The organism is Micromonospora sp. NPDC005254, from assembly GCF_042872525.1.
GTDB lineage: Bacteria > Actinomycetota > Actinomycetes > Mycobacteriales > Micromonosporaceae > Micromonospora.
The window spans coordinates 38,444-63,542 of record NZ_JBIAKM010000009.1; the positions used below are offsets into that span (position 1 = coordinate 38,444).

Consider the following 25,099-nt stretch of genomic DNA (forward strand, 5'->3'; position numbering starts at 1 on the left):
CCCGACGCGCGCGACCGCGGTCAGGACCGCTTCCGGAATGGGGCGAGGACGGCGCGGATCTGGTCGGCCGCGCCCCAGTCGTCGTCGAACTGGGCCAGCACGGCGAGGTGTTGCCGCAGCTGGATGATCGGCATGCGGGCCTGCCAACCGCTGTCGAGCGAGGTCAGTTCCGCGTAGACCTCGAACATCCGTCGCGCCTCGGGCGGAGGCGAGGTGGACCACACGTGGGCGAGGTCGACCTCGGCCCACACGTACGACACGGCCGGATCGATCAGCGCGGGCTGCCCGTCCGGAGTGGCCAGGATGTTCTGCACCCACAGGTCGCCGTGCGTCAGGCAGGCCGGCCGGTCCGGCAGCAGGTCGGGCAGCCGGTGACACAACCGCTCCAGCGCCGCCCGGTCGCCCGCGTCCAGTGCCGCCTCGACGCGCGGCTGCCCGAGCCACCGAAGCAGCCGGTGCTGTGCGAAGAAGGCGTAGCCGTCGTCATTCCAGGTGTTGATCTGGCGGCGACGGCCCAGCCAGTTGTCGTGGTGCCATCCGAAGCGAGGATGGGTCGTGCTCATGTGCATGCGCGCGAGGACGTGGGCGAACTGCTCCCAGAAGACCTCGCTGCGCGGCCTCGGCTCCAGCATCGACAAGACGAGAAGTTCCCGGTCCGCCAGGATCACCTCGGGTGCCGCCACACCGCCGAGCTCGCGCAGGGCGGCCAGCCCTTCGGCCTCCGCGAAGAAGACGTCGTCGGCCGGAGCGTCGGCGAAGGCCTTGACGAACACCGGCGGCGCGTCCCGGCGGGTGGCGATGCCCGCGAGCGCAGCGATCCCGCCCGTCACCGGTTCCACCGCGACGATGTCGCGCATCCTGGGCCGGAGCAGGCGCTCCAGCAGGACCGTCGTCGAGCGCATCAGGTCCGACTCCTCGGGTGCGGTGGTTCACGTCGCGCGCAATCCTAGGTGGCGGATGCCCGCCTCCCGAACGATCGACGATCGACGATCGTCTTCCGGCCCGCTTCCGCCGACGGGTCAGGGTGTCAGGCCGGCCTGGATCGCCAGGATGGCGGCGCCCACTCGGTCACGGCTGCCGGTCTTGGCCAGCACATTGGTGACGTGGGTCTTGACGGTGCTCATCGAGAGGAAGAGGCGCTCGGCGATCTCGTTGTTGTTGAGCCCGGCGCCGATCAGGGCGAGCACGTCGGTCTCCCGCGGGGTCAGCTGGTAGACCGCCAGGTCCACGCGGGTGGCCGGCCCGGTAGCGCGTACCCGGTCGAGAACGGCGCCGGTGACCTCGGCGGAGAGGATCGCCTCGCCGGCGGCGACGGTGCGTACCGCGGCGATCAGATCGGCTGCGCTGCACCGCTTGAGGAGGAACCCGCGCGCGCCGGAGGCGATGGCGTCCAGGACGTAGGCGTCGTCGTCGAAGGTGGTCACGACGATCACGGCCGGGGCGTGCGGGATCGCGGCCAGCTCGCGGGTGGCCTGCAGACCGTCGAGCACCGGCATGCGGATGTCCACGAGGGCGACGTCGATGCGGGGGTCGCGACGCACGGCGTCGAGGAACTGCCGGCCGTCGGCCGCCTCGGCGGCGACATGGATGTCGGGTTGGGACCGCAGGATCAGGCCGAAGCCGTCGCGGACCAGCTGCTGGTCGTCGACGATCGCTACCCGGATCACGGGTTCGCCACCGGCAGGGTGACCTGCACCAGGGTGCCGCCGCCGGGTCGCCGCGTCAGCTCCCAGCTCCCACCGCGCGCCCGCACGCGCTCCTCGATGCCCAGCAGGCCCGAACCGCGCCTGGGGGTCTGGGGCGGCCCGACGCCGTCGTCGCTGACCCGTAGACGGGCGTGGTCGCCGACGCGGACCAGTTCGATCCAGGCCGCTGTGGCCTTCGCGTGGCGGGCGATATTGGTGAGGGCCTCCTGGGCGATGCGGTAGGCGGTCAACACGCCGATCTCGTCCAGACCCGGCTCCGGGTCCACACGTACCCGTACCGCCACGCCCTGCTGGCGCAGCGGCTGCGCGAGCAGCTCGTCGATATCGGACAGGCGGGGCGGCGCGCTCACCGCGATCGCCGCGTGCGGATCGCGCAGGTGCACGACGAGCGTGTCCAGTTCGCTCAGCGCGGTGCGGCCGCTGCCCGCGATCGCCCGCAGCGCCGCCCCCGGGTCGGCGCTGAGCTGGCCCGCCTCGGCCTGGACCACCATCGCGGTGACGTGGTGGCCGACCACGTCATGCAGCTCGCGGGCCAGGTTGGTGCGCTGCTCGAGCCAGGCCGCCTGGCCGCGCAGGTCGTCCGCCTCCCGGGTGAGCGCGCGGCCGCGGGACCACGACCGCAACAGGATCGCCAGGACATAGCCGGCCGTCACGAAGACGAACGGCTGCTCGTACATTCCTCGCCCGGTGAGCAGCGCGGTGGTGAGGGCGCCGGCCGCGCCGAGCAGGCCAGCCAGCCACCCCAGCCACGGACGCCGGGCTGGGTCTTCGCAGCTGGAGAGGAACACGAGGCAGGCGGCCGCGAGGCCCAACTGCACCGACTCCCCGGTGCTCACGATCGCCACGAACCCGGCACAGGCCGCGAAGACCAGGGCGCGGTAGCGGGGCCGCAGCGCCGTGGCGCCGAGGCCGACCGGCACCACCAGCCACGCCCAGCCCGCCGGCACGGACAGGCCCCCCTCGACGGTCGTGATCACGAGAGCGATGATCAACCCCGCCAAGGCGTACGCCAGCCCGCGCACCCGCTCGGGGTCACGCAACCATTCCCGGATGTCGGTCATCACCTCAACAGTCTCCGCGACCAGCTCGGAGACTGACCAGTACCTCGGTACCAGATCGGGCGGTACCCCGGTGCTGCCCCGGCGAGCGGATCGGCACCACGGCACGTTCCGCCGAGAGGCGCACCGCACGACGCTTCTGGGGTGACTCTCGTCGACTCCCGCGCCGCCAGCAGTGTCGGCCCTCTCCGCACGGTTCCCAACTACATCACCGCCGTCCGCACGGTCGCCGCGGTCACCGTCGGGATCGCCGCCCTCGTCGCGGGATCGGTGGCATTTATGGCGGTAGCGTATGGCATCTACTGGATCGGGGACATGCTCGACGGCTGGGCTGCCCGGCGGCTCGGACAGGAGACGCGTGCGGGGGCCGTCCTCGACATCGTCAGCGATCGCGCGTGCACCGCCGTACTCTGCGTGGGCCTGGTCTCCCTCGTACCCGAGGTCGCGGTCGTGGCCCTGGTGTTCCTGCTGTCGTTCCTGGTGCTGGACACCATGCTGTCGCTGGCGTTCCTGTGCTGGCCGGTGCTCAGCCCCAACTACTTCCACCTGGTCGACCGCCGGGTGTGGGCGTGGAACTGGTCTCCGGTGGCCAAGGCCGCCAACACCGCCGGGGTCGTCGGGGCCATCGCGTTCGGGCAGTACCGGCTCGCGCTGGCCGTCGCCGTCGCCGTCGTCGTGGTCAAGCTGTGGTCGGTCGCCGCGGTGGCCCGGCTGCTCGACCGGGACGGCCACGCGTGAGCAGCCTCGCCGAGGCGGTCGCGGGGCTCGGTTACGGTCTCGCTTCGGCCCTCGTTCCGGTCGTCAACGCCGAGGCGTACGCGGTGGTCGCCGGGCACCGTGGCGGCCACGTTGTCGTCGCCGTGCTCGCCCTGGCGCTCGGGCAGACCGCCGGCAAGCTGCTCCTGTTCGAATCCGCGCGTCGCGGAACGGGGCGGCTGGCCCGCCGGCTCAGGAGACAGAGCCGGTCAGGTCGTACGGCGGCCCGAGCCGCCCGGTGGACCGGGCCGATCCGGCGTTGGCTCTCGCGCCGCCGCACCGCCCTTCCGACCGTGCTGGTCTCCGCGGCGGTCGGGGTCCCACCGCTGGCCGTGGTCAGCTTCGCCGCCGGCACTGCGGGCCTGCGCCACTGGGAGTTCGCCGTCGCCTGCCTTCTCGGGCGGGTGATCCGATTCGCCCTCCTCGTCCTGCCGGCGACGCTGGCCTGACCCCCGCCGTCGGGGGAGCGGCGACGAACACGACGGCTCACCCGTGCCCGCCGACACGCTCGCGACACTGCCGGTCGCTCATTCCCAGGGCGGGAGATGTCGGCCCACATATGCACGGGCCCGCGGGATCGGGTCTCGCCAGTACCGGTCGGGCATGCGGTGGTGGTGCTCGGCGCAGAATTCGGCGAGATCGGTGCTGATCGGGACGCGTTCGAGCGGGTGGCCCTCGAAGGCCGCGTTGACCGCCAGGACCTGCTGCTCCGGGTTCCAGCCCGAATGGTCGAACGCCCAGCCGCCCCAGACCGCGTACGTGTGGAAGACCGGCAACTCGCCCGCCAGGCGCACCGCCGCCACCTCGATCGACCGGTCCGGGTACGTGTCTCGACAGACCCAGGCGAGGATGTGGCAGGCCCCGGCGGCGAAGAAGGCCTGGTCGGTCCGTCCCCACGCGACGCGCTGGTCTGATCGCTCGATCGCCGTCCGGCGAAAGGCTCCCGCTGCCTCCACCACGCGAACGCTAGTGGGTGACCCGCGGCCTCCGCTCACCCCGCCCAACGTCGTCCGCCGCGAGTCACTCGGCGAGGCGGATCGCCAGTGGGCCACGCCGTCCCAGTGCCCACACGGCGAGTGCGAAGCAGCAGAGTCCCATTCCCGTGATGGTGACCGCTGTCCAGCCGCCCGCGGACCAGAGCGTGGTCGCGGCGGCGGAGCCGATGGCGGCGCCGACGAAGTTGCCGGTCGCCAGTGCCGTGTTGAGCCGGCTGCGGGCCTCGTGGGAGAGGGCGAACAGTCGCGCCCGGTTGAGGAGGGCCTGCGTCTGGAGAGCGACATCGATCATGATGATCGCGATGATGAGCAGCGCGACGGACCGGCCGGCGAACGCCGCGACGACGAAGGCGCCGAGGGCCAGTGTCCACGCCACCCCGGTGGCCGGAAGCGACCAACCACGGTCGTGCAGACGACCGCCGCGCAGGCCGGAGAGGACACCGGCGAGGCCGGCCAGTCCGAACATCCCGATCACCGCTACCGGGTATCGGAACGGTGGGCCGCTGAGCAGGAACGTCAGCGCCGTCCAGAACAGCGAGAACGCGGCGAACCCGGTGGCGGCCAGGACCAGCGTCCAGCGGGCCGCCCGCTCGCGCAGGACCACCGCGCCGACCGAGGCGATGAGCTGCGGGTATGGCAGGCGGGTGCGCGGCGCCAGCGGTGGAATCGCGCGGTACAGCAGGACCGCGAGCAGGACGGCGACGACTGCGGCGAGGGCGAAGGTCGTACGCCAGCCGGCGGCACCGGCGACGAACCCGCTGATCGTACGGGAGGCGAGGATGCCGCTGAGGGTCCCGGATCCGACGACGCCGACGATCCGACCGCGGTGGGCGTCGCCGGCCAGGTCCCCGGCCAGCGGCGTGAGGACCTGCCCGGAAATCGTCGTGACGCCGAGGACGGTCAGCGCGAGCAGAAGAACGCCGAACGACGGCGACAGCGCGCACAGCAGCAACGCGGCGGCCGAGGCCACCAGCAGCACCGGGACGAACCGGCGGCGGTCCAGGACGTCGCCGAGCGGCACGAGCAGCAGTACGCCGACGGCGTACCCGGTCTGCGTCGCGGTGACGAGCCAGCCGGCCGTCGCGGTGGCGGCGCGGAGGTCGCCGGCGATGAAGCTGAGCAGCGGCTGCGCCCAGTACAGGTTGGCGATCGCCGCTCCCGCTGCCAACGCGAGCAGGAACGTCAGCCGGCGACTCATCTCGGGCGGCGGTGCCGTGCCGGACGCTGCCACCCCGCCACGCTAGTGGATTACGGCTTGCGGCGGAGTTCGCGCAGCACGCCGTGACGGCGCACGGCCCACGCGAGGCGCCGGACGCTCGGGTGCCACACGAACAGCACTGCCGCCCGACGGATCAGGCCGAACCGGTTGTCGCTGACCTGGTTCTCCATCGCCTGCCAGATCAGCTCGCGCACCTTGGCGCTGCCCAGGGCCGCCCGTACCTCACGTCGTACCGCAGGGTCCTCGGCCGCCGAGGCGATGGCGGCGGCCAGGCCCGGTCGGGCCGCAAGCGGCTCCACCGCCGCGGCGACGAGCGGCCGGCGTACCTCGTCCTGTTCCAACAGCAGCAGCACGGCCTCCCGGATCTCGACCGTCTCCAGGCCGGAGCGCAGCAGGCTCAGCAGGCTGCGCTCGACCTCGCCGTCGTGATCCGGGACGGACAGCGTGGCCAGCAGCACGGACACCTCGTCGAGATCGATGAGGTGTCGCACCCCGCTGCGGAACTCCGGCAGCTCCCAGGCGACCTGGAGAGCCTTGACGAGATCGCGGTTCATGCGCCATCCGCTACCCGCAAGCGACCGCCGGCGAAACTCCGGCGGCCGGCCCGGCGGTGCCCGGGGCGGTTGGGGAACTATCGTTCTGGGGTGCACATCCGTTTCGACGTCCCCGCTGATCCCGACTACCCGGGTCGCGTGGCGGCCACGCTCGGCGGTGTTCGGCTGCGCAGGTACAGCTACGTCGGCGCGGTGCTGGCGGTGGTGGGGGTGATCGGTCTGGTCGTCTCGCGGGGGTTCGCGTCCGGCGAGCGGACGGCACCGCTGTGGGTGGCGATGCTCGTGGGCGGCGTGCTGTCGATGCTGTACCTGCCGTGGGTGCGGTGGCGCGCGCGTCGCCGCTCGGGTCGCTACGCGGTCGAGGGCGGCTACGACATCACCGATGACAACATCATGATGCGCAGCGGCTCGGAGTCCGGTGGTATCGCGTGGGACGGCGTCGCCCAGGTGCAGGACACCCCGGATTTCTGGATCGTGTACGTCGGCCGGATGCCGGCGACCGTGATCCCACGGTGGTTGATGTCCGCCGAGGACGCCGAGACGTTGCGAGCCTTCATGGTCGACCGCGGGCTGCTCCGACCGCGCTGACCTCGTGTGCCGCCGACGCGCCGGGGCAGAGCACGGCGAAGCCGAGGGCGAGAACCCGACGTTTCAGGACCGGTTACGGGGCTGGGCGAGGAAGCGCAGGTACGCCACCCGGTCGAACGGGTTACCGTCGGTGCGGGGCCGACGCGGCGGGTCGCCGGACACCGGGCGGTCACCCCCGGGCGCCGACGACCACAGCCCCTCCCCGCCGGACAGGTCCGGCAGCAGCCGCTGCGCCTCCGGTTCGAGTCGCGCCGGCAGCAACCCGCTGATGCGCCAGCCGGCAGCGATGTCGGCCCGGCCACCGAATAACGCGCGGGCGGCGTGATCCCACTCGGAAGCGTGATGCTTGATTCAATAGGAATCTGTCAATAGATTGAGGGCGGGCGCCGCCGAGGTCCGGGCAACCGGGCGTCGGCGACTGACAGGTCCACCCCGAGCCGGGCACGTCGGTCGTACGCATCGACCAGTCGCTGTGGCGCATCGCCGCGCCGCACCCGGCGCGTTGTCGCGCCGCGTCCGCTCCGGACGCGCGCTGCCGCGCCGATTTCCCCAGCTCGATGGCAGAAGGACTTTTCATGACGATTCTCCGCGCCCGCCCCGCCCCGACCCTGGCGGTCGTCGCCGCGCTGGCCGCCGCCGTGACCGCGACCGGAACGGCCCTGCTCGTCGTCCCCGCCGCGGCCGCCCAGGGTTGCCGGGTCGACTACACGCCCAACCAGTGGCCCGGCGGATTCACCGCCAACATCAAGGTCACCCCCGGCGACAGCGCCGTCTCCAGTTGGACCGTCACCTGGAGGTACGCCGGGGACGAGCGCGTCACGAACGGCTGGAACGCCACGGTCAGCCAGTCCGGATCGACGGTGACCGCGCGCAACATGTCGTACAACGGCAGCATCCCGGCCGGCGGTTCCGCCGAGTTCGGCGTGCAGGGCACGTACGGCACCAGTGGCGGCACGCCGACCGGGTTCAGCCTGAACGGCGTGCCGTGCAACGGCACCGGCCCGACCCCGACGACCGGCGTGCCCACCACCCCTCCGCCGACCACCCCTCCGCCGACCACCCCTCCGCCGACCACCCCTCCGCCGACCACCCCTCCGCCGACCACCCCTCCGCCGACCACCCCTCCGCCGACGACGCCCCCGCCGACCACCCCGCCCCCGACGACGCCTCCGCCCACGACGCCTCCGCCCACCACCCCGCCGCCGGCCGGGTGCGCCGGTGCGGTGCTCTGCGACGGCTTCGAGAACCAGACCGGCGCGACGCCGTCGGGCGACTGGACCGTGGTGAACCCGGACTGTTCGGGCGCCGGCACGGCCACCATCGACACGGCCACCACGCACAGCGGCAGCCGGGCCGTCCGGATCAACGGCGCAGCCGGGTACTGCAACCACGTCTTCATCAGGTCCACCAAGAATCTCAGCAGCGTGGGCAGCGTGCGGTACGGCCGGATCTGGGTACGGCACACCACCGCCCAGCCCACCGACCACACCACGATGATGGCGATGGCCGACGCCGCCGACGGCAACCGGGACCTGCGGATGGGCGGCCAGAACGGCGCCCTGCAGTGGAACCGCGCCTCCGACGACGCGACGCTGCCCGAGCAGAGCCCGGCCGGGGTGGCGCAGAGCGTCCCGCTTCCCACCAACCGGTGGGCCTGCCTGGAGTTCATGGTGGACGGCTCGGCCGGTCAGCTGCGTACCTGGCTGGACGGCACGGCCATCGCGGGGCTGACCGCGGACGGCGTGCCGACGCACGACATCGACGGCCAGTGGTACAACCGCACCTGGCGTCCGCAGCTCACCGACCTGAAGCTCGGCTGGGAGAGCTACGGCAACGGAGCCGACACCCTCTGGTACGACGACGTCGCGGTCGGGTCCAGCCGGATCGGCTGCTGACCCTGCGAGGTCCGGTAGCTCTGGTCAAGGGTGTGGCCCGCTCGACGTGTCACACCCTTGGCCAGCTCCGACTGCTGCGCCGGTGCTGATCCCGACCGCCCGGCGGATCGGGCCGTCCCACCGGCCGAGGGCGCTGTCACAGCGCACCGATAGCCTGCTGCCATGGCGAGCGCCGAACTGGAAGAGTTGATCGTCGCGGACGCCGACGCGCTGCGCGCATGGTTGTCGGAGAACCACGCCACGTCGCCCGGCGTCTGGCTCGCCCTGACCAGGAAGGGCGGCACGGTCACCACGCTGACCTGGCAGCACGCGGTCGACGAGGCGCTGTGTTTCGGCTGGATAGACGGGCAGGCCCGCAAGCGGGACGAGCAGACCTCCTGGATCCGGTTCACCCCTCGCCGACCCCGTAGTGTCTGGTCCCAACGCAACGTCGAACACGTCGCCCGGCTGGAGGCGCAGGGACGGATGCTGCCCGCCGGCCGCGCCGCGGTGGAGGCCGCGAAGGCCGACGGGCGGTGGGCTGCCGCGTACGCCCCGGCGTCGGAAGCCGAGGTGCCGGCCGACCTGCTCGCCGCCATCGCCGCCGAACCCGCCGCCCAGGCCATGTTCGACGTGCTCACCAAGACCAACCGGTTCGCGCTCGTCTACCGCCTCAACGCCGTCAAACGGGCGGAGACCCGCGAGCGGAAGATCGCCGAGTTCGTCGCCATGCTGGCCCGCCACGAGACCATCTCTCCGCAGAAGGCCAGGCCGCCGAGCGCGCCATCCTCGTGATCACGGCGCTCCGCCGGCCCTGACCCGGCGCGTCGTACCTGCCACCGGTCGTCCTCGGGACCGGGCCCGACGGCTACCGGAACGGTCAACTGGCTGTCCACGGCCCCGGGGGCGGCGAAAGGGCCTTCAGTCGGCGCCGTCCACGCGGGCGGCGATGTCGCGCAGGGCGGCGATGTGGGCGCTCAGAGCCGCCCGACCGGCCGTGGAGAGGTTGATCCAGGTCCGTGGGCGCTTGCCCACGTAGCCCTTGCGGACCTCGACGTACCCGCCGTCGCTCAACGTCGAGATCCGCTTCGACAGGGCGGAGTCGCTGAGCTCCACGGCGTCGCGGACGAACGCGAACTCGGGCGGTGGCGCGTGGCCTGGCCGTCACGTCGCTGCGGGAGGTCGCAGTCGGGCGGGAGACGACCGAGCCGGAGGTCGACGCTGTCCACCCTGCGGTCAAGCAGCTCGAAACCGTGACCCGCTGGCGGCGCCCCGCAGCTCAGGCGGAGGAGCGCAGGCGCGAACCCGAGGCGTCGACGGTCTGCCGCGTGCCGTGCACGGTGACGCCGGTCAGCCGGATGCTTCCCAACGCCTCGGGGATGCGCGGATCGGTGGCGAGATGGCCGTTGCTGACGTCGAGCCCGAGCATCGACCGCAGAAGCAGCAGAGGGGCGCCGCTGGCCCAGGCCTGGGGATTGCAAGCGGTGGGGTAGGGCACGGGCCGTCGTCCGAACGATCGGTCGTACCCGGAGAACGCCTCGGGCAGGCGGTAGTCGAAGTGGGCCGCCGCATCGAGCATCGCCATCGCGATGCGGTTGGCCGCATCCCGGTGGCCGTACCGGGCGAGCCCGGCGGCGATGATCGAATTGTCGTGCGGCCACACGGTGCCGAGGTGGTAGCCGATGGGGTTGTACCCCACGTCCTCGGTGGACAGGGTCCGGACACCCCACCCGGAGAACATCGCGTCGGACATCAACTGCCGAGTCACCGCGGCGGCACGATCGGGCGGGACGATTCCGCTCCATAACAGGTGGCCCATGTTCGAGGTCATCGAATCGATGGGCCGCTTGTCGGCGTCGAGGCCGATCGCGTAGTAGCCGCCGCGCGTCGGCAGCCAGTAGTCGCGGTTGAACCGCTCGCGCAGATCGGCGGCCTCGCCACGCAGGCGTCGCGCCAACGGAGGGTCGGCCCACGGTCCGTCGGCGAGTTCCGCGGCGCGGAGCTTGGCGTCGTAGGTGTAGCCCTGGAGCTCGCAGGTGGCGACCGGCAGGTCGGGGAGCCTGCTGTCGACGAACTGCACACCGTCCGGTGAGTCGCGCCAACACTGGTTGCGCATCCCGTCCGGGGAACGCGTGGCGTACTCGACGTAACCGTCGCCGTCGCGGTCTCCGAATACGTCGATCCACCGCAGAGCGGCGTCGGCGTTGGGCCGCAACTGCCGCACCAACGCGTCGTCGCCCGTCCACCGCCAGTACTCGGAGAGCAGGATGAGCCACAGCTGGGTGGTGTCGGCCGAGCCGAAGCAGGGGCCGTACGGCGCGATGCCGAGCTGCGTCAGCTCCCCGGATCGGAACTCGTGCAGGATCTTCCCGGGCTCCTGGTCGCTGAAGTCGTCGACGGCGTTGCCCTGGTGCGCGGCGAGCGTCACCGGCGCACCCGCGCGACGTCCGGTCCACAGGTGATGCTCTGGTAGGCGGTGACCAGCGCGTCCCGCCCGAAAATGGTCAGGAACCAGGGCATTCCGGCGGCCAGCAGGACGACCTGTTCGCCGTTGATCTCCTTGACGATGCGCATCGACAGCAGGTCGACGGCGGACTTGTGATAGACGTTGCGCAACAGCTCCGAATCCGCGCTGAGGTCCGGCTTGTTGGCCGCCCACCGCGACGCCATGTCGTCGGCGCCGGGGTCGTGTGCCTCACCGAAGGTGCGGCTGGGCGGCCGTGCCGATGGAGTCCGAGCCCAATTCCGGGGGCATGTCGCGGTTGGCGCCGCCGTGAGCCTGTTCCTGCTGTTGCGTCGGCCGAGAATTCATGGCACCCGCGCCTCCCCCGATGGCAGGGGGCGGCTCCGCCGTGCCCGTTCGCAGTCTAGGACTCGAAAAGATGACCTCGCTGCGATATCGAAGGGCACTGCCGGCGGCGACACGGACGACCGATCGTGCCGGTGGGCGGGACACCGCGCGCCGGCACGATGGGCGGCTCACGCCGGCGTGACGCCTGCCCTGCTCCGGCCCACGGTGGTGAGGTGCGCGGGTCGGGCTGGTCCGTCCGCTGTGGCCGGTTCCGTGGCACTCGGCCGGTTGAGCATGTTATCGATAACATGCTATCTTTCGGCGCGGGAGCGAAGGGCACGCTCCCAGTCACCTCAGTCAATCGGCACAGGCAACGCAGAGGGCTCGCCCCTCCCGCCGCCTCGCCGGTCGGTGACCAGTCCGGGCCGCTCCGCCACTGCCAGGCGACCGCAGGCGGTCGTCGGACGACCCTGGTCCGGCTGCATTCCCCCTTGCCCCGTCACGGACAACCCCGGCAGCGACGGTACGGCCCGTACGCACCCGTGTGCGCCATGCCGGCCTCAGGAGCATGCCGGCCCGCACACCGGTGCGAACCGACTCGTTGACGGCGAGGTGCATGTCCTACGGACGATCAACGGCAAGGAGTCGAGCAATGGTCAAACGGAGACAACTCTTCTCGTTCATCGCGGCCGCGGTGGTTCTCGTCGCGGCGACCGGTGGTGCGCTGCGCGGCGGATTCGGCGCCGAGGCGTTGGCTGCCACCAACGGCACCCTCGCGGCGACCGCGGGGTGCGGCAAGGCGCCCACTCTCACCAGCGGGACGCGCACGATTTCCAGCAGCGGCCAGAATCGCAGCTACATCCTCCAGATCCCGGGCAGTTATGACCGGAACCGTCCGTACCGACTGGTCTTCGGCTTCCACTGGCTGAACGGCTCGGCCAACAACGTCGCCTCGGCCGGCTACTACGGGCTGGCGCCGTTGTCGAACAACAGCACGATCTTCGTCGCGCCCCAGGGTATCGACGCCGGTTGGGCCAACACGAACGGTCGGGACCTGACCCTGTTCGACGACATCTCCCGGCAGGTCGAGAACGACCTCTGCGTCGACACGACCCAGCGTTTCGCCCTGGGCTGGAGCTACGGCGGGGCCATGAGCTACGCGGTGGCCTGCGCCCGCCCGACCGTCATCCGGGCGGTCACCGTGCTCTCCGGCGCCAACCTCAGCGGCTGTAACGGCGGTACCCAGCCGGTCGCGTACTTCGGCATCCACGGCATCTACGACAGCGTGCTGAACATCTCCCAGGGCCGGGCGCTGCGCGACACGTTCGTCAGGAACAACGGCTGCACCGCACAGAGCCCGCGCGAGCCCAGCCGAGGCAGCCTCACCCACATCACCACCACCTACTCCGGCTGCCGCGCGGGTTACCCCGTGCAGTGGGCCGCGTTCGACGGCGACCACACCCCGAGCCCGGTCGACGGGTCGTCCAGCCCCAACGACTCCAGGACCTGGACCTCGGCGGAGATCTGGCGATTCTTCACCCAGTTCCAGTCCACCACGCCGCCCACGACCGCCCCGCCGACCACGGCCCCGCCCACCACGCCGCCTCCGACCACGCCCCCGCCGACGACGCCCCCGCCCACCACGCCGCCTCCGACGACGCCGCCGCCGACCGGGGAGCCGGGCAGCTGCGCCGCCACCTACCGGGCGGTCAACAGCTGGCCGGGCGGCTTCCAGGGTGAGGTCACCGTCGCCAACAACACCGCCACCTCGATCAGCGGCTGGACCGTACGCCTGACCCTGGCCAGCGGCCAGGCCATCAGCAGCCTCTGGAACGGCACCAACACGGGCACCACCGGCAACGTCACCGTCCGCAACGCCGCGTACAACGGCACCCTGGCGCCGAACGCCTCGACCACCTTCGGGTTCACCGCCACCGGCAACGGCGACACCCCGCCCAGCAACGTCACCTGCACGAGCCCCTGACCGTCCGAGCTCGGGGTCCGGAGCCACCAGCTCCGGGCCCCGGGCCGGGGTTCCACACCGCAGCGACCGCCACGGCGGTGGGCAGCGTCCGCGCCGCGGGCCGTGCGTCCGGTGGTGCGAGCTCGGCGCCGCGCCTGCCGGACGGCGGGGCGTCGACGCCCGAGGAGGCCGGGACCAGACCATGTGCGGGCGTCGATGTTAGCGTCAACCATCCCAGATCGCCGGATGCGCCTTCCCAGGTCGAGGACCTCGGACGGCATTGTTGCCGTGCATGATCGGCGTCGATCGGTCGCGTCGTGCGCGGGCGCGGGCCGCCGGCTCATCGAAGCGCCAATGTTACGTCTTGACGAACAGCATGTTATCGCTCACAGTCGATGGTCAAGGACGGCGACGGCTACGGCTCACGGGGCGGGCCTGCGACGCCGACCTTGATTCAGGCGTGCGTCCACAGCATGCAGGGGATCTTGTTAGCGCGAACATTCCCGACGCATGCACCCGGTCGCGTGTCGCGGTGCGCCCAGCTTCGGGTGACCGTTCGGCTCCTGGTGATTGAGGAGGATCATGTCTGCCTTTGGTAGGTCTCCGTCGACGGCACCGCCCTCGCGGCGGCGAGGGTGGTTGGTGCGAGCAGTCGCCGCCGGCGCGGCAGCGGTGGTGGTCGCCGGCGCCGCCGCGATGGCGGTGTCGTCGCCCGCGGCCGCGGCGACGGTCGACACCAGCGCCTGGTACGTGTTGGTCAACCGCAACAGCGGTAAGGCCCTGGACGTCTACAACCTGGCCACGAACGACGGGGCGCGGATCACCCAGTGGACGCGTAACAACGGTAACCAGCAGCAGTGGCAGTTCGTGGACTCGGGAAGTGGCTACTACCGGCTCAAGTCGCGGTTGTCGGGCAAGGTGCTTGACGTCTACAACCGTTCGACCGCCAACGGCGCGGCGATTGTGCAGTGGACCGACAACAACGGCACCAACCAGCAGTTCCAGCTGGCCGACTCGGACAGTGGCTACGTGCGGCTGATCAACCGCAACAGCAACAGGGTGATGGAGGTGCAGGGCGCCTCGACCGCCGACGGCGGAAACATCGTGCAGTACGACGACTGGAACGGCACCAACCAGCAGTGGCAGCTCGTGCGCGTCGACGGCGGGGGCAACCCCACCACGCCGCCGCCCACCACGCCGCCCCCGGGCGGCACGTGTGATCTGCCGTCGTCGTACCGGTGGTCGTCGACCGGCGCGTTGGCGCAGCCGAAGTCGGGTTGGGTGTCACTCAAGGACTTCACCGTCGCCCCCTACAACGGACGGCAACTGGTCTACGCCACCACCCACGACACCGGCACCCGGTGGGGCTCGATGAACTTCGGCCTGTTCACCAACTGGTCCGAGATGGCCTCCGCCAGCCAGAACACCATGAACAACGCCACCGTCGCCCCCACACTCTTCTACTTCGCCCCCCGCAACATCTGGGTCCTGGCCTACCAGTGGGGCGGCACCGCCTTCTCCTACCGCACCTCCACCGACCCCACCAACCCCAACGGCTGGTCCGCCGCCCAAACCCTGTTCACCGGCAGCATCACCGGCTCCGGCACCGGCCCCATCGACCAAACCCTCATCGCCGACAACACCACCATGTACCTCTTCTTCGCCGGCGACAACGGCAAGATCTACCGCGCCAGCATGCCCATCGGCAACTTCCCCGGCAGCTTCGGCAGCACCTACACCACCATCATGAGCGACTCCACCAACAACCTCTTCGAAGCCGTCCAGGTCTACAAACTCCAAAACCAGAACCGCTACCTCATGCTCGTCGAAGCCATCGGCTCCCAAGGCCGCTACTTCCGCTCCTTCACCGCCACCAGCCTCGCCGGCACCTGGACCCCCCAAGCCGCCACCGAAAGCAACCCCTTCGCCGGCAAAGCCAACAGCGGCGCCACCTGGACCAACGACATCAGCCACGGCGAACTGATCCGCACCACCGCCGACCAAACCTTCACCATCGACCCCTGCAACCTCCAACTCCTCTACCAAGGCCGATCCCCCAACTCCGGCGGCGACTACGGCCTCCTGCCCTACCGCCCCGGCCTCCTCACCCTGCAACGCTGACACCCACCACCTGACGACCCGGGGCGGGCTCGGCACCACGCCGAACCCGCCCCGCGTCGCGTGCCAGGGCCGCCCGTCCGTGCCAGGGTGGGTCATGCCATTGAATGCACACCACCTGAGAACATCGGTCGCCGTGTCCGACATCGCGAGGGCCGTCGCGTTCTACGAAGGCAAGCTGGGCCTGGTGGCGCTGTGGTCCGCGCCCAGCGCCACCATCGCCGACGGCAGCCGCATCTACGCCTCCGGTGGCGGTCCGGCCCTCAACGTGTACCAGTCGGTCACCGCCGGGAAGACCCAGGCGACGCTGGCGACGTGGTACGTCGACGACATCGACGAGATCGTCGACGAGCTGACCTCGTCCGGCGTCGAGTTCGCCCGCTACGAGCAGATCGAACACGACTCGAAGGGGATCACCGAGCGGGCCGGCAATGGTCGTATCGCGTGGTTCCAGGACCCGGACGGCAACACCTTCGCCATCGAGGCCGACGTCTGACCGACCGCGGGGTGCCGCCGCGCGGGGATCCGGCCCGCTGAACTCTGCCGGGGCGCAGAGGGCGACGGATCGACATGCCGCGAGCTCTTCTCCCACATTGCCGCGTTGTTGCCGGGTCGGTGCGATCCGACCATCTTCCGCGAGGGAATTCGGCCCTCGTGTCGATCTCGACCGCTCGACGTTCGTCGGAGCAGTGACAGCACCGGCGGTCGAGTAGGGAGATCGATGACCATGCGCAGCAGCCTGTGGGGACTGATATCCGCGCGTGCGAGCATCCTCCGCCTGATGCCCAGAGCGGGCTTCGGCCTCCTCGGCGCGCTCCTCCTGCTCAACCTGCTCCTCGCCGCGCTGCCCATCGCGTTCGTCATCACGTCCAGCGTGGTGCTCGGCAAGGTGCCGGGGGCGGTGGACGGCGGCCTCGATTCGACGGCCTGGCGGGAGCTGGTGCCGGTCTTCGCGGCGGCGGCCGGCATCTTCGTGTTGCAACAGGTGTTGGCTCCGGCCCAGCTCTCGCTGGGCGAGCTGCTGGCGCGGCGGATCGACGGCACCGTGGTGGACGACGTGATGCGGGCGTCCACGCGCAGCACCGGGGTCGGGCCGATGGAGGACCAGTCCGTCCTTGCCGACCTGCGCTACGCCGCCCGCGAGCTGGAACACGGCCTGCAGATGTGGGGGCCGGGCAGCGCCTGCGCCGGCACTCTCGCGCTGATCGCGCGGTACGGCCAACTGGTCGGCTACACGGCCATCATCGGCGTCGTCTATTCCTGGTGGGCGGCCCTGGCGGTGGCCGTGACCGTGCTGTGGTTCCGCAACGTGCAGCGCGGCGGCCTGCGCCGCTACGCCCATGCCCGGTTCAGCCTCATGCCCCAGCAGAACAAGGTGGAGTACGTCCGCAACCTGGCCGTGCAGGCGCCGGCGGGCAAGGAGATCCGGGTCTTCGGGCTGGCGAACTGGATGGACGGCGAGATGCGCTCGTCCTACCGCGCGTGGTTCACACCGCTGTGGGCGGCGCGGCGGCGCGTCTACCTGTGGCCCGGTGTGTGGTCCACCGGGTTCAGCCTGCTCGCCTGCGGAGCGATCTTCGCGACGATCGGCGCCACCTCGATCAGCACGCTGACGCTTACCGAGTTCGTCCTGATCATGCAGGCGGCACTGGGCGCCATCCGGCTGTCGGTGTTCTACCCGGAAGCCGACCTGGAGACCGCGATCGGCACCGAGACCCACCGGGCGGTGCGACGGTTCTCCGATCACATCGACCGGTACACCGTGCTGGAGCCGACCGGCTCCGGGAGCCCGGCACCCGAGCCGGTCAGTGAGATCCACTTCGACGACGTGTCGTTCCACTATCCCGGTCAGGACCGGCCGGTGCTCGACGGCCTGGACCTGCGAATCCCGGTCGGCAGCTGCACCGCGATCGTCGGGCTCAACGGCGCGGGCAAGACCACCCTGGTGAAGCTGCTCGCACGGCTCTACGAGCCCGACCGCGGCGCCGTACGTCTCGACGGGGTCGACATCCGCACGTTCGAGCTGTCGCAGTGGCGGGCCCGGCTCGCCGTGATCTTCCAGGACTATCTGCGCTACGAGTTCTCCGCCGCGGACAACGTGGCGTTCGGCGCGGTGGGCTCGGCGGACGATCGGGACGGCGTCCGGGAGGCCGTGGCCGCGATGGGCCTGACCGACGTGCTGAACTCGCTGCCCCGCGGCCTGGACACGCCGCTGGCCGCGCATGTCACCGGCGGCGCCGAGCTGTCGGGCGGCCAGTGGCAGCGGCTGGCGCTGGCGCGGGCCTTGTTCGCGCTGCGCCACGGCGCGTCGGTCGTCGTGCTCGACGAACCGACAGCGAGCCTCGACGTACGCGCCGAGGCGCAGTTCTTCGATCAGTTCGCGGCGCTCACCCAGGGTGCCACCACGCTGCTCATCTCCCATCGTTTCTCGACGGTCCGGCACGCCGACAAGATCGTGGTGCTGCACGACGGCCGGGTCAGCGAGGAGGGCTCACACGACCAGTTGCTGGCCCGCAACGGGCGCTACGCCGAGCTGTTCAGGTTGCAGGCCAACCGCTTCGCCGACAACACCGACACGGACCGGGACGAGGTGCTGCTGTGAGGGAGATGTTCTCCGGCGTCGGCAAGCTGCTGTCCGCGGCATGGCGGATCGACGCGCGCAAGACCGTGGTCGCCACCTTCCTCATGCTGGCCCTGGCCGCGTCGGCCGCCCTGCTCGCCGTCGCGCTCGGCATGATGACCGACGCGGTCATCGGCGGGGACGCTACCGAGGCCGCCGTGTTGGGCGCGGTGGTGGCCCTGCTCGCCATCCTGGCGCAGTCCTCCGGCCAGTTCGCCATGGTCGCGTACTTCGAGCTGTCCGAACTGATCGAGCTGGACCTGCACCGGGAGTTGCTGGCGGTCTCCAACGGATCTGAGGGGATCGGCCATCACGAGCGCCCCGAACAGGTCGACGAGCTCACCGTCCTGGTCCAGGACAGCGGGCAGTTCCGCAGCAGCATGGAGTCGCTGTTCCAGGCGGCGACGATGGTGCTGGCGGTCGTCCTGGGCGCGGCGATCCTGGCGTGGCAGAGCCCGTTGCTGCTGTTGCTCCCGGTGGCCGCGGCCGTGCCGTTGTTCACCGGTCGGCTGGCGGAAAGCGCCCTGGAGCGGGCCAAGACGGCGGTCGCCGAGCCGACCCGTGTCGCGCTCAACCTCTTCCAGGCCACCACCACCGCCCGCTACGCCGGCGAGCTGCGGGTGTTCGGCGTGGAGAAGGAACTCCGGCAGCGGTACGCGAGCCTGTGGCGAACCGCCACCCGTGGCCTCTACGGCGCGCACCTCAAGGCCATGGCGCTACGCGCGGCGGGTCAGGTCGTCTTCGGCCTCGCGTACGTCGGAGCGGTGTTGCTCGTCGTGCGCAACGCGATAGCCGGGCAGCAGAGCGTCGGCGAGGTGGTCCTGGTCATCGTGCTGGCCACCCAGGTCAACCAGCAGGTGACCGGCGCCGTCACGCAGCTGCAACAACTGCAACGTCTCGCCAACACCTATCTACGGCTGGATCGGTTGCGCGACGCGGTCGCCGGCGCCGGGTCCCTGGCCGACCAGCCCGTCCCGGACCGGCTGGTCACCGGGATCGCCTTCGAGAACGTGAGCTTCAGCTACCCGAGCGCCGAACGGCCGACGCTGCGCGATGTCAACCTGACGCTGGCGGCCGGCAGCACGGTGGCGATCGTCGGTGAGAACGGCGCCGGCAAGACGACCCTGGTCAAGCTGCTGTGCGGCTTCTACCAGCCCACGGCCGGCCGGATCCTCGTCGACGGTGTCGACCTGCGACGGCTGCCCGTCGAGCGGTGGCGCGAGCGGATGGCCGCCGGCTTCCAGGACTTCGTGCGGTACGAGATCCGGGCGCTCGAGGCGGTCGGTGTCGGTGACGTGGCGCGGGTGTCGGACGAGGCCGCGGTCAACGACGCGTTGGTGAAGGCACACTCCACCGACGTCCTGCGCGCCCTGCCGGACGGGTTGTCCACCCAGCTCGGCACGTCGTACGCCGATGGCGCCGAGTTGTCCGGCGGGCAGTGGCAGAAGCTCGCCCTGGGTCGGGCGCTCATGCGGGACAACCCGATGCTGCTGCTGCTCGACGAACCCACATCGGCCCTCGACCCGCAGGCCGAACACGAGCTGTTCGAGCGCTACGCCGAACACGCGAGGCGCACCAGCGCGCGGACCGGGGCGATCACGGTGTTGATCTCGCATCGCTTCTCCACGGCACGGATGGCAGACAAGATCATCGTGGTCGGCGACGGGCAACTGCTCGAGGTCGGAGACCACGACACCCTGATGCGCGCCGGCGGCTCCTACGCCGAGATGTTCGCCATCCAGGCCAAGGCCTACAGCTGACCGACCACACGAGGGAGAGAGAAATGGGCCATCGGATCCGGGTATCCGTCATCATCGCGACCTACAACTCGGCCGACCTGCTGGCCGACACACTGCGTTACCTCGTCCGGCAGACGATTCCCACCAACGAGTTCGAGGTGATCGTCGGCGATGACGGTTCGACCGATCACACCGCCGAGGTGGTGCGGTCCTTCGCCGGCACCCTCCAGGTCAAGTACGTCTTTCAGGAGGACCGGGGATTCCGTGCCGCCGCCGCGCGCAACGCCGCCGCCCGGCTCGCCGTCGGCTCACTGCTGATCACTCTCGACACCGGCTCGATGGTCGGTCCGGAGTTCCTCGCCGCGCACCTGGCCGCCCACGAGGGCGGCGAGTCGCGGCGGGCGGTGATCGGCCTCAGCTACGGCTACAACCCCGAGGTGCCGATGGCGGGGGTGGACGAGCTTCTCGCGCAGATGTCCCCGGAGACGGCGGTGGAGCAGTTCCGCGACCTACCCGACTTCCAGGACATCCGCCAGTCCTACTTCGCCGACTGCGAGATGGACCTGAGCCGGCGACTGGTGGCCTGGCAGGCATTCTGGACCTTGAACTCCTCTGTGCGGACCGACGACTTCCGCCGGGTCGGCGGCTTCGAGGAGAAGTTCGAGGGCTGGGGCGGCGAGGACATGGAGTTGGCGCTTCGGCTGCAACGGGCCGGTCTGACGATCGAGATCGCGCCCGACGCCTGGGTCGTGGTGGCGCCGCACGACCGCGATCACAAGGCGAACTACGACGCGCTCTTCGCGAACATGCGGATGTTCCTGAGCAAGTTCCCGGAGCCCGTGGTCGAGATGGGCTTGGGCGTGATGCTCGACAAGGGGGAGTTCTGGGCCTGGGAGCAGACGTACCGGGAGCTTCTGGACTGGCGGCAGCAGACCGGCGGCCTGAGCGTCTCCGACGAGATCGCCAGGGCCCTGGCGGACGTGCCGGCTGACGAGTCGGTCGCCATCATCGGATGCGGCGCCGAGCTGCCCGCGACGGTGACCAGCGCGATCCTCGTCGACTTCGACGACCAGCTCCTCGACCGTGCCGTGCGTTCGGGGGACCACAGCGGCTACCACGCCGTCGGGCTGCACACGCTGCTGGCCGACGACAGCGTCGACACGGTCGTCATCACCTCCCGGATGGCCGGCCTCTGGGGCACCTGGGGTGCGGAGATCCTGGCCGAGGCCGACCGGATCGGCCGGCGCACCATCTCGTACGCCGGCCCGGCAACCTCGTGAACCCGTAGGCCAGTTCGAAGAGCTGGACCGACCATGCGAAGGAGCACCATGGGCCACCGGCGGCGGGTATCCGTCATCATCGCGACCTACAACTCAGCCGATCTGCTGTCGGAGACCCTTCGGCAGCTCGCCCGGCAGACGATTCCCACCGACGATTTCGAGGTGATCGTCGGCGATGACGGTTCGACCGATCACACCGCCGACGTCGTGCGGTCCTACGCCGACCTGTTGCACATCGCGTACTTCCATCAGGAGGACCGCGGGTTCCGGGTCGCGTCCGCGCGCAACGGCGCGGCCCGGATGGCGGTCGGCGGGCTGCTGGTCATTCTCGACACCGGGTCGATGGTGGGCCCGGAGTTCCTCGCCGCGCACCTGGCCGCCCACGAGGGCGGCGAGTCGCGGCGGGCGGTGGTGGGGCCCAGCTACGGCTACAACCCCGATTCGCCGATGGTGGGGGTGGACGAGCTCCTCGCGCAGCTGTCGCCCGAGTTGGTGGTGGAGCGCTACCGCCACCTACCGGAGTTCCAGGACGTGCGCCAGCCCTACTTCGCCGGCTGCGGCATGGACCTGAGGAAACGGTCGATCCCCTGGAAGGCCTTCTGGACCGGAAACTGTTCGATCCGGATGGACGACTTCCGCCGCGTCGGCGCCTTCGAGGAGCGATTCCAGGGCTGGGGTGGCGAGGACATGGAGCTGGGTTTCCGGCTGCACCGCGCCGGCCTGACGATCGAGCTCGCGGCGGATGCGTGGGCGGTTGTCGCGCCGCACGACCGCGACCACAAGGCCAATTTCGACGAGCTGTTCGCCAACATGCGGCTGTTCCTGAGCAAGTTCCCCGAGCCCGCGATCGAGATGGGTCTGGCCGTGATGGTGGAGAAGGGGGAGTTCTGGCAGTGGGAGCCGACGTACCTGGAGCTCCTCGACTGGCAGCAGCGGGCGCGGGGCCTGAGCGTCTCAGCCGAGATAGCCGACGCCCTGGCGGATGTGCCCGACGATGAGGCGGTCACCATCATCGGGTGCGGCGGCGAGCTGCCCGCGTCGGTGACCGGCGCGACCCTCGTCGACTTCGATCACGAACTCCTCGACCGGGCCGTGCGTTCGGGGGACCACAGCGGTTACCACGCTCTCGGGCTGTCCACGCCGCTGAGCGACGACAGTGCCGGCACGGTCGTCATCACCTCGCGGATGGCCGGCGTCTGGGACACCTGGGGAATGCAGATCCTCGCGGAGGCCGGCCGGATCGGCCGCCGGACGATCTCGTACGCCGACCCGGTGCTGCCGACCGCACATTCGCAGCAACCCCACTTCGAAGGGAGAGCCGCATGACAACCCTGGTGGTGTCGCCGCATCTCGATGACGCGGTGCTGTCCTACGGCGGCCACCTCGTCCAGTTGGCCGACGCTGGCGAACACGTCGTCGTCTACACGGTGTTCGCCGGGAGTCCCGCGCCGCCGTACTCGCCGATCGCGACCACCTTCCACGACCAGTGGGCGATCGTCGGTGATCCCGTGGCGGCGCGGCGCGACGAGAACGTCGCGGCCCTCGCCACGCTCGGCGTCGACCCGCCGTATCTGTGCGGCCCGTTCCTCGACGCGATCTACCGCAGGAACGCGCAGGGCGGCTGGGTGATCGACGACGAGAACCCGATGGATCACCATGCCGACGACGAGGACGATCTGGTCGCCGCTGTGGCCGCCGACATCGAGCGGGTGATCGGTGAGTTCTCCGTCGACCGGGTCGTCACGTGCGCGGCGGTCGGCAATCACGTCGACCACCGGCGCACCCGCGACGCCGTCCTCGCCGCGGTGGCCAGGACCGACTCGCCGCTGTCGCTCTGGGACGACTTCCCCTACCTCGCGTGGCCGGGAGTCAACGTCATGCCGGCGCTGCCGGCGGGCGTACGCGTGTCGGAGCCGGTGGCCGTCGCGATCAGTGACAGCCAGTGGGCCCGCAAACTTCACGCGGTCGGCGCCTACGCGAGCCAGATCGCGATGCTGGAGAGCGGTGGCCAGACCATGAGCGAGCAGTACGCCGAGGACTGCGCGAACCGCCGCGACCTCCACGGTGTCGACGGTTTCTACGAGACCGTCCGCGAGGTGCTGGCACTCACAGATTCCGCTGGACTTCGGTCAGGCGCTCATTGAGGAACGCGCGCTCGACGTCGTTGTCGGTGAGGGTCAACGCCTCCTCGTAGGCCGTCCGGGCCTGCGACCACTGCCCCAGTTGGCGCAGGAAGTCGGCCCGGGCGGCACTGAGGTACCCGTACGTGGCCAGGGCCGGATCAGCGAGCAGGGGATTCAGCGCGTCGAGGCCGGCCCGGGGGCCGTCGCGGAGCCCGATCGCGACGGCCCGGTTGAGATCCACCACGGGCGAGGGCCAGAGCCGGAACAGGGCGTCGTAGAGCGCGACGATCTGGGCCCAGTCGGTGTCCCGCCAGCTCGCCGCCTCGGCGTGCAGGGCGGCTATCGCGGCCTCCAGGGCGTACCGCGTCGGTGGCCGGCGGCGCAGCGCGTCGGTCACCAACGACCGGCCCTCGGCGATGAGCTGCCGGTCCCAGCGGGAGCGATCCTGCTCGGACAGCAGCACCAGGCGCCCGTCCGCGGACATTCGGGTGTCCTGGCGCGAGGCGTTGAGCAGCAGCAGCGCGAGAAGCGCGCTGATCTCGGCGTTGGTCGGCATGAGCAGATGCAGCATGCGGGCCAGGCTGATCGCGCTGTCCACCAGATCCTGGCGAACCAGGTGGGCGCCGAGCGGCGCCGTGTGCCCGGTGGTGAAGATCAGGTGGACGACCTCCAGGACGGCGCTCACCCGCTCCTCGAGCTGGTCCGGGCCCGGCACCCGGTACGGGATGCGGGCCGCAGCGATCTTCTTCTTGGCCCGGGTGATCCGGGCTGCCATCGTCGCCGGCTGCACCAGGAACGCGCGGGCCACCTCGGGTGTGGACAGCCCGCAGACCAGGCGCAGGGTCAGGGCGACCTGCGCCTCCCGGGCCAGGGCGGGGTGCGAGCAGGTGAAGATGAGGCGCAGCCGGTCGTCGACCAGGCCGTCCTCGGGCCCCGGCGTGGTCTCGTCGGCGACGAGCAGCGGCATCTTGCGACGGAACACCGATTCGCGGCGCAGGACGTCGCGGGCCCGGTTGCGCGCGATGGTGGTCAACCAGGCGCCCGGTCGGTCGGGGACACCGGTCTCCGTCCAGGTCTCCAGGGCCTGTGCGAACGCGTCCTGCGTGCATTCCTCGGCGAGGTCGAGGTCCCGGGTCAGGTGGGCCGTGGTGCTGAACACCTGGGCCCAGTCGCGGCGGTGCGCCTGGGCGACCGCCGCGACAACCTCGTCTTTCATCCGTGGGTCGGCCACGTCAGCCGTGGTCGACCACCGGGCGGATCTCCACACCGCTGTGCGAAGCGTGCACCTCGGGAAGCAGCGTCGCCATCGACAGAACCTCGTCCAGGTCGGTCGCCTCGATCAGGTAGTAGCCGCCGAGCGCCTCCTTGGTCTCCAGGAACGGGCCGTCGGTCGTCTGGATCTGACCCACCGAGTCCGAGCGCAGCGTGGTGGCCGTGGGCGCCAGCTCCAGCTGCTGACCGTCGATGATCTGCGTGCCGGCCTTGGCGACGAACGCCTCGTGCGCCGCGTCGTGCGCCTTCCACTGCTCGTCGGTCATCGCGTCCCACTGCTGGGCGTCGCCGTAGATGAGGATCATGTACTTGGCCATCTCTCATGTCCCGTCGTGTGCCGGCCCCCTCGGTGGTGGCCTCTACATTACGACGGGTCGCGCGGGCGGTAGATCGACAGCAACACCGAAAATCTGGGCCTCGCTGGCCCGGTACGTGGCCCGCGG

General features: G+C 70.7%; 24 protein-coding genes and 1 pseudogene. 13 read left to right on the forward strand and 12 right to left on the reverse strand.

Annotated elements, in window-relative coordinates:
- Window positions 1-20: 20 nt before the first annotated feature.
- The 3 genes from ACFYPR_RS25545 to ACFYPR_RS25555 form a co-directional block, all read right to left on the reverse strand.
- Entirely contained in the window at window positions 21-902 is an 882-nt protein-coding gene (locus ACFYPR_RS25545) for a fructosamine kinase family protein (RefSeq protein ID WP_387262816.1), read from the reverse strand.
- Between the two features lie 117 nt (window positions 903-1,019).
- Window positions 1,020-1,667 (reverse strand): response regulator transcription factor, encoded by a 648-nt coding sequence (locus ACFYPR_RS25550; protein WP_354861129.1) that lies wholly within the window; start codon window positions 1,665-1,667, stop codon window positions 1,020-1,022.
- Entirely contained in the window at window positions 1,664-2,767 is a 1,104-nt protein-coding gene (locus ACFYPR_RS25555; RefSeq protein WP_387262819.1) for a sensor histidine kinase, read from the reverse strand. The genes ACFYPR_RS25550 and ACFYPR_RS25555 overlap by 4 nt, the downstream gene beginning before the upstream one ends.
- 141 nt (window positions 2,768-2,908) lie before the next feature.
- On the opposite strand from ACFYPR_RS25555, the gene ACFYPR_RS25560 reads away from it, so the two are divergent.
- Window positions 2,909-3,502: a CDP-alcohol phosphatidyltransferase family protein gene (locus tag ACFYPR_RS25560; RefSeq protein WP_387262821.1), complete on the forward strand. Its 594-nt coding sequence runs from the start codon at window positions 2,909-2,911 to the stop codon at window positions 3,500-3,502.
- Window positions 3,499-3,969, forward strand: a complete 471-nt coding sequence (locus ACFYPR_RS25565) for a VTT domain-containing protein (RefSeq protein ID WP_354861133.1) — start codon at window positions 3,499-3,501, stop codon at window positions 3,967-3,969. The genes ACFYPR_RS25560 and ACFYPR_RS25565 overlap by 4 nt, the downstream gene beginning before the upstream one ends.
- A 78-nt stretch (window positions 3,970-4,047) precedes the next feature.
- Here the strand turns inward: ACFYPR_RS25565 and ACFYPR_RS25570 are convergent, their stop codons facing one another.
- The 3 genes from ACFYPR_RS25570 to ACFYPR_RS25580 form a co-directional block, all read right to left on the reverse strand.
- The gene (locus ACFYPR_RS25570) at window positions 4,048-4,476 is read right to left on the reverse strand and encodes a hypothetical protein (protein WP_387262824.1); all 429 of its coding nucleotides are present in this window, start codon (window positions 4,474-4,476) and stop codon (window positions 4,048-4,050) included.
- A 64-nt stretch (window positions 4,477-4,540) separates the two neighbouring features.
- Window positions 4,541-5,746 carry an MFS transporter gene (locus tag ACFYPR_RS25575; RefSeq protein ID WP_387262827.1) on the reverse strand — a complete coding sequence of 402 codons (1,206 nt, stop codon included), beginning with the start codon at window positions 5,744-5,746 and terminating at the stop codon, window positions 4,541-4,543.
- A 17-nt stretch (window positions 5,747-5,763) separates the two neighbouring features.
- Window positions 5,764-6,288: a hypothetical protein gene (locus ACFYPR_RS25580; protein ID WP_387262830.1), complete on the reverse strand. Its 525-nt coding sequence runs from the start codon at window positions 6,286-6,288 to the stop codon at window positions 5,764-5,766.
- 90 nt (window positions 6,289-6,378) lie between these two features.
- Here ACFYPR_RS25580 and ACFYPR_RS25585 point away from each other — a divergent pair, with 90 nt between their 5' ends.
- Entirely contained in the window at window positions 6,379-6,876 is a 498-nt protein-coding gene (locus ACFYPR_RS25585) for a YcxB family protein (RefSeq protein WP_387262833.1), read from the forward strand.
- A gap of 63 nt (window positions 6,877-6,939) precedes the next feature.
- Here the strand turns inward: ACFYPR_RS25585 and ACFYPR_RS25590 are convergent, their stop codons facing one another.
- Window positions 6,940-7,137, reverse strand: a complete 198-nt coding sequence (locus ACFYPR_RS25590; RefSeq protein ID WP_387262836.1) for a hypothetical protein — start codon at window positions 7,135-7,137, stop codon at window positions 6,940-6,942.
- Between the two features lie 314 nt (window positions 7,138-7,451).
- On the opposite strand from ACFYPR_RS25590, the gene ACFYPR_RS25595 reads away from it, so the two are divergent.
- Window positions 7,452-8,771, forward strand: a complete 1,320-nt coding sequence (locus tag ACFYPR_RS25595) for a cellulose-binding domain-containing protein (RefSeq protein ID WP_387262838.1) — start codon at window positions 7,452-7,454, stop codon at window positions 8,769-8,771.
- A gap of 162 nt (window positions 8,772-8,933) precedes the next feature.
- Complete coding sequence (locus ACFYPR_RS25600; protein ID WP_387262840.1) at window positions 8,934-9,545, forward strand: YdeI family protein; 612 nt, start codon at window positions 8,934-8,936, stop codon at window positions 9,543-9,545.
- Window positions 9,546-9,671: 126 nt separating this feature from the next.
- Here the strand turns inward: ACFYPR_RS25600 and ACFYPR_RS25605 are convergent.
- The 3 genes and pseudogenes from ACFYPR_RS25605 to ACFYPR_RS25615 form a co-directional block, all read right to left on the reverse strand.
- A pseudogene (locus tag ACFYPR_RS25605) lies at window positions 9,672-9,878 on the reverse strand (transcriptional regulator); the annotation flags it as partial.
- Between the two features lie 151 nt (window positions 9,879-10,029).
- Window positions 10,030-11,178, reverse strand: coding sequence for a hypothetical protein (locus ACFYPR_RS25610; protein ID WP_354861146.1), 1,149 nt, complete (start codon window positions 11,176-11,178; stop codon window positions 10,030-10,032).
- Window positions 11,175-11,420, reverse strand: coding sequence for a hypothetical protein (locus tag ACFYPR_RS25615; RefSeq protein ID WP_387262842.1), 246 nt, complete (start codon window positions 11,418-11,420; stop codon window positions 11,175-11,177). Before ACFYPR_RS25615 ends, ACFYPR_RS25610 begins: the two co-directional genes overlap by 4 nt.
- 773 nt (window positions 11,421-12,193) lie before the next feature.
- Between ACFYPR_RS25615 and ACFYPR_RS25620 the strand changes: the two genes are divergently transcribed.
- From ACFYPR_RS25620 to ACFYPR_RS25655, 8 genes are all read left to right on the forward strand, one after another.
- On the forward strand, window positions 12,194-13,525 hold the full coding sequence (locus ACFYPR_RS25620) for a cellulose binding domain-containing protein (protein ID WP_363939045.1): 1,332 nt from the start codon (window positions 12,194-12,196) through the stop codon (window positions 13,523-13,525).
- Window positions 13,526-14,086: 561 nt separating this feature from the next.
- Window positions 14,087-15,625: a non-reducing end alpha-L-arabinofuranosidase family hydrolase gene (locus ACFYPR_RS25625; RefSeq protein ID WP_387262844.1), complete on the forward strand. Its 1,539-nt coding sequence runs from the start codon at window positions 14,087-14,089 to the stop codon at window positions 15,623-15,625.
- A 133-nt stretch (window positions 15,626-15,758) separates the two neighbouring features.
- Complete coding sequence (locus tag ACFYPR_RS25630) at window positions 15,759-16,118, forward strand: VOC family protein (RefSeq protein WP_387262846.1); 360 nt, start codon at window positions 15,759-15,761, stop codon at window positions 16,116-16,118.
- A gap of 285 nt (window positions 16,119-16,403) precedes the next feature.
- Window positions 16,404-18,224 (forward strand): ABC transporter ATP-binding protein, encoded by a 1,821-nt coding sequence (locus tag ACFYPR_RS25635; RefSeq protein WP_387262849.1) that lies wholly within the window; start codon window positions 16,404-16,406, stop codon window positions 18,222-18,224.
- 5 nt (window positions 18,225-18,229) lie between these two features.
- Window positions 18,230-20,002 carry an ABC transporter ATP-binding protein gene (locus tag ACFYPR_RS25640; RefSeq protein ID WP_387263102.1) on the forward strand — a complete coding sequence of 591 codons (1,773 nt, stop codon included), beginning with the start codon at window positions 18,230-18,232 and terminating at the stop codon, window positions 20,000-20,002.
- 23 nt (window positions 20,003-20,025) lie between these two features.
- Window positions 20,026-21,261 (forward strand): glycosyltransferase, encoded by a 1,236-nt coding sequence (locus ACFYPR_RS25645; protein ID WP_354856229.1) that lies wholly within the window; start codon window positions 20,026-20,028, stop codon window positions 21,259-21,261.
- Between the two features lie 48 nt (window positions 21,262-21,309).
- Window positions 21,310-22,587 carry a glycosyltransferase gene (locus ACFYPR_RS25650; protein WP_354856228.1) on the forward strand — a complete coding sequence of 426 codons (1,278 nt, stop codon included), beginning with the start codon at window positions 21,310-21,312 and terminating at the stop codon, window positions 22,585-22,587.
- Complete coding sequence (locus ACFYPR_RS25655; protein ID WP_354856227.1) at window positions 22,584-23,405, forward strand: PIG-L family deacetylase; 822 nt, start codon at window positions 22,584-22,586, stop codon at window positions 23,403-23,405. The genes ACFYPR_RS25650 and ACFYPR_RS25655 overlap by 4 nt, the downstream gene beginning before the upstream one ends.
- Here the strand turns inward: ACFYPR_RS25655 and ACFYPR_RS25660 are convergent.
- Window positions 23,368-24,600, reverse strand: coding sequence for a sigma-70 family RNA polymerase sigma factor (locus ACFYPR_RS25660; RefSeq protein WP_354856226.1), 1,233 nt, complete (start codon window positions 24,598-24,600; stop codon window positions 23,368-23,370). The genes ACFYPR_RS25655 and ACFYPR_RS25660 overlap by 38 nt on opposite strands.
- 16 nt (window positions 24,601-24,616) lie before the next feature.
- Window positions 24,617-24,973: a YciI family protein gene (locus tag ACFYPR_RS25665; protein ID WP_354856225.1), complete on the reverse strand. Its 357-nt coding sequence runs from the start codon at window positions 24,971-24,973 to the stop codon at window positions 24,617-24,619.
- Window positions 24,974-25,099: the final 126 nt, after the last annotated feature.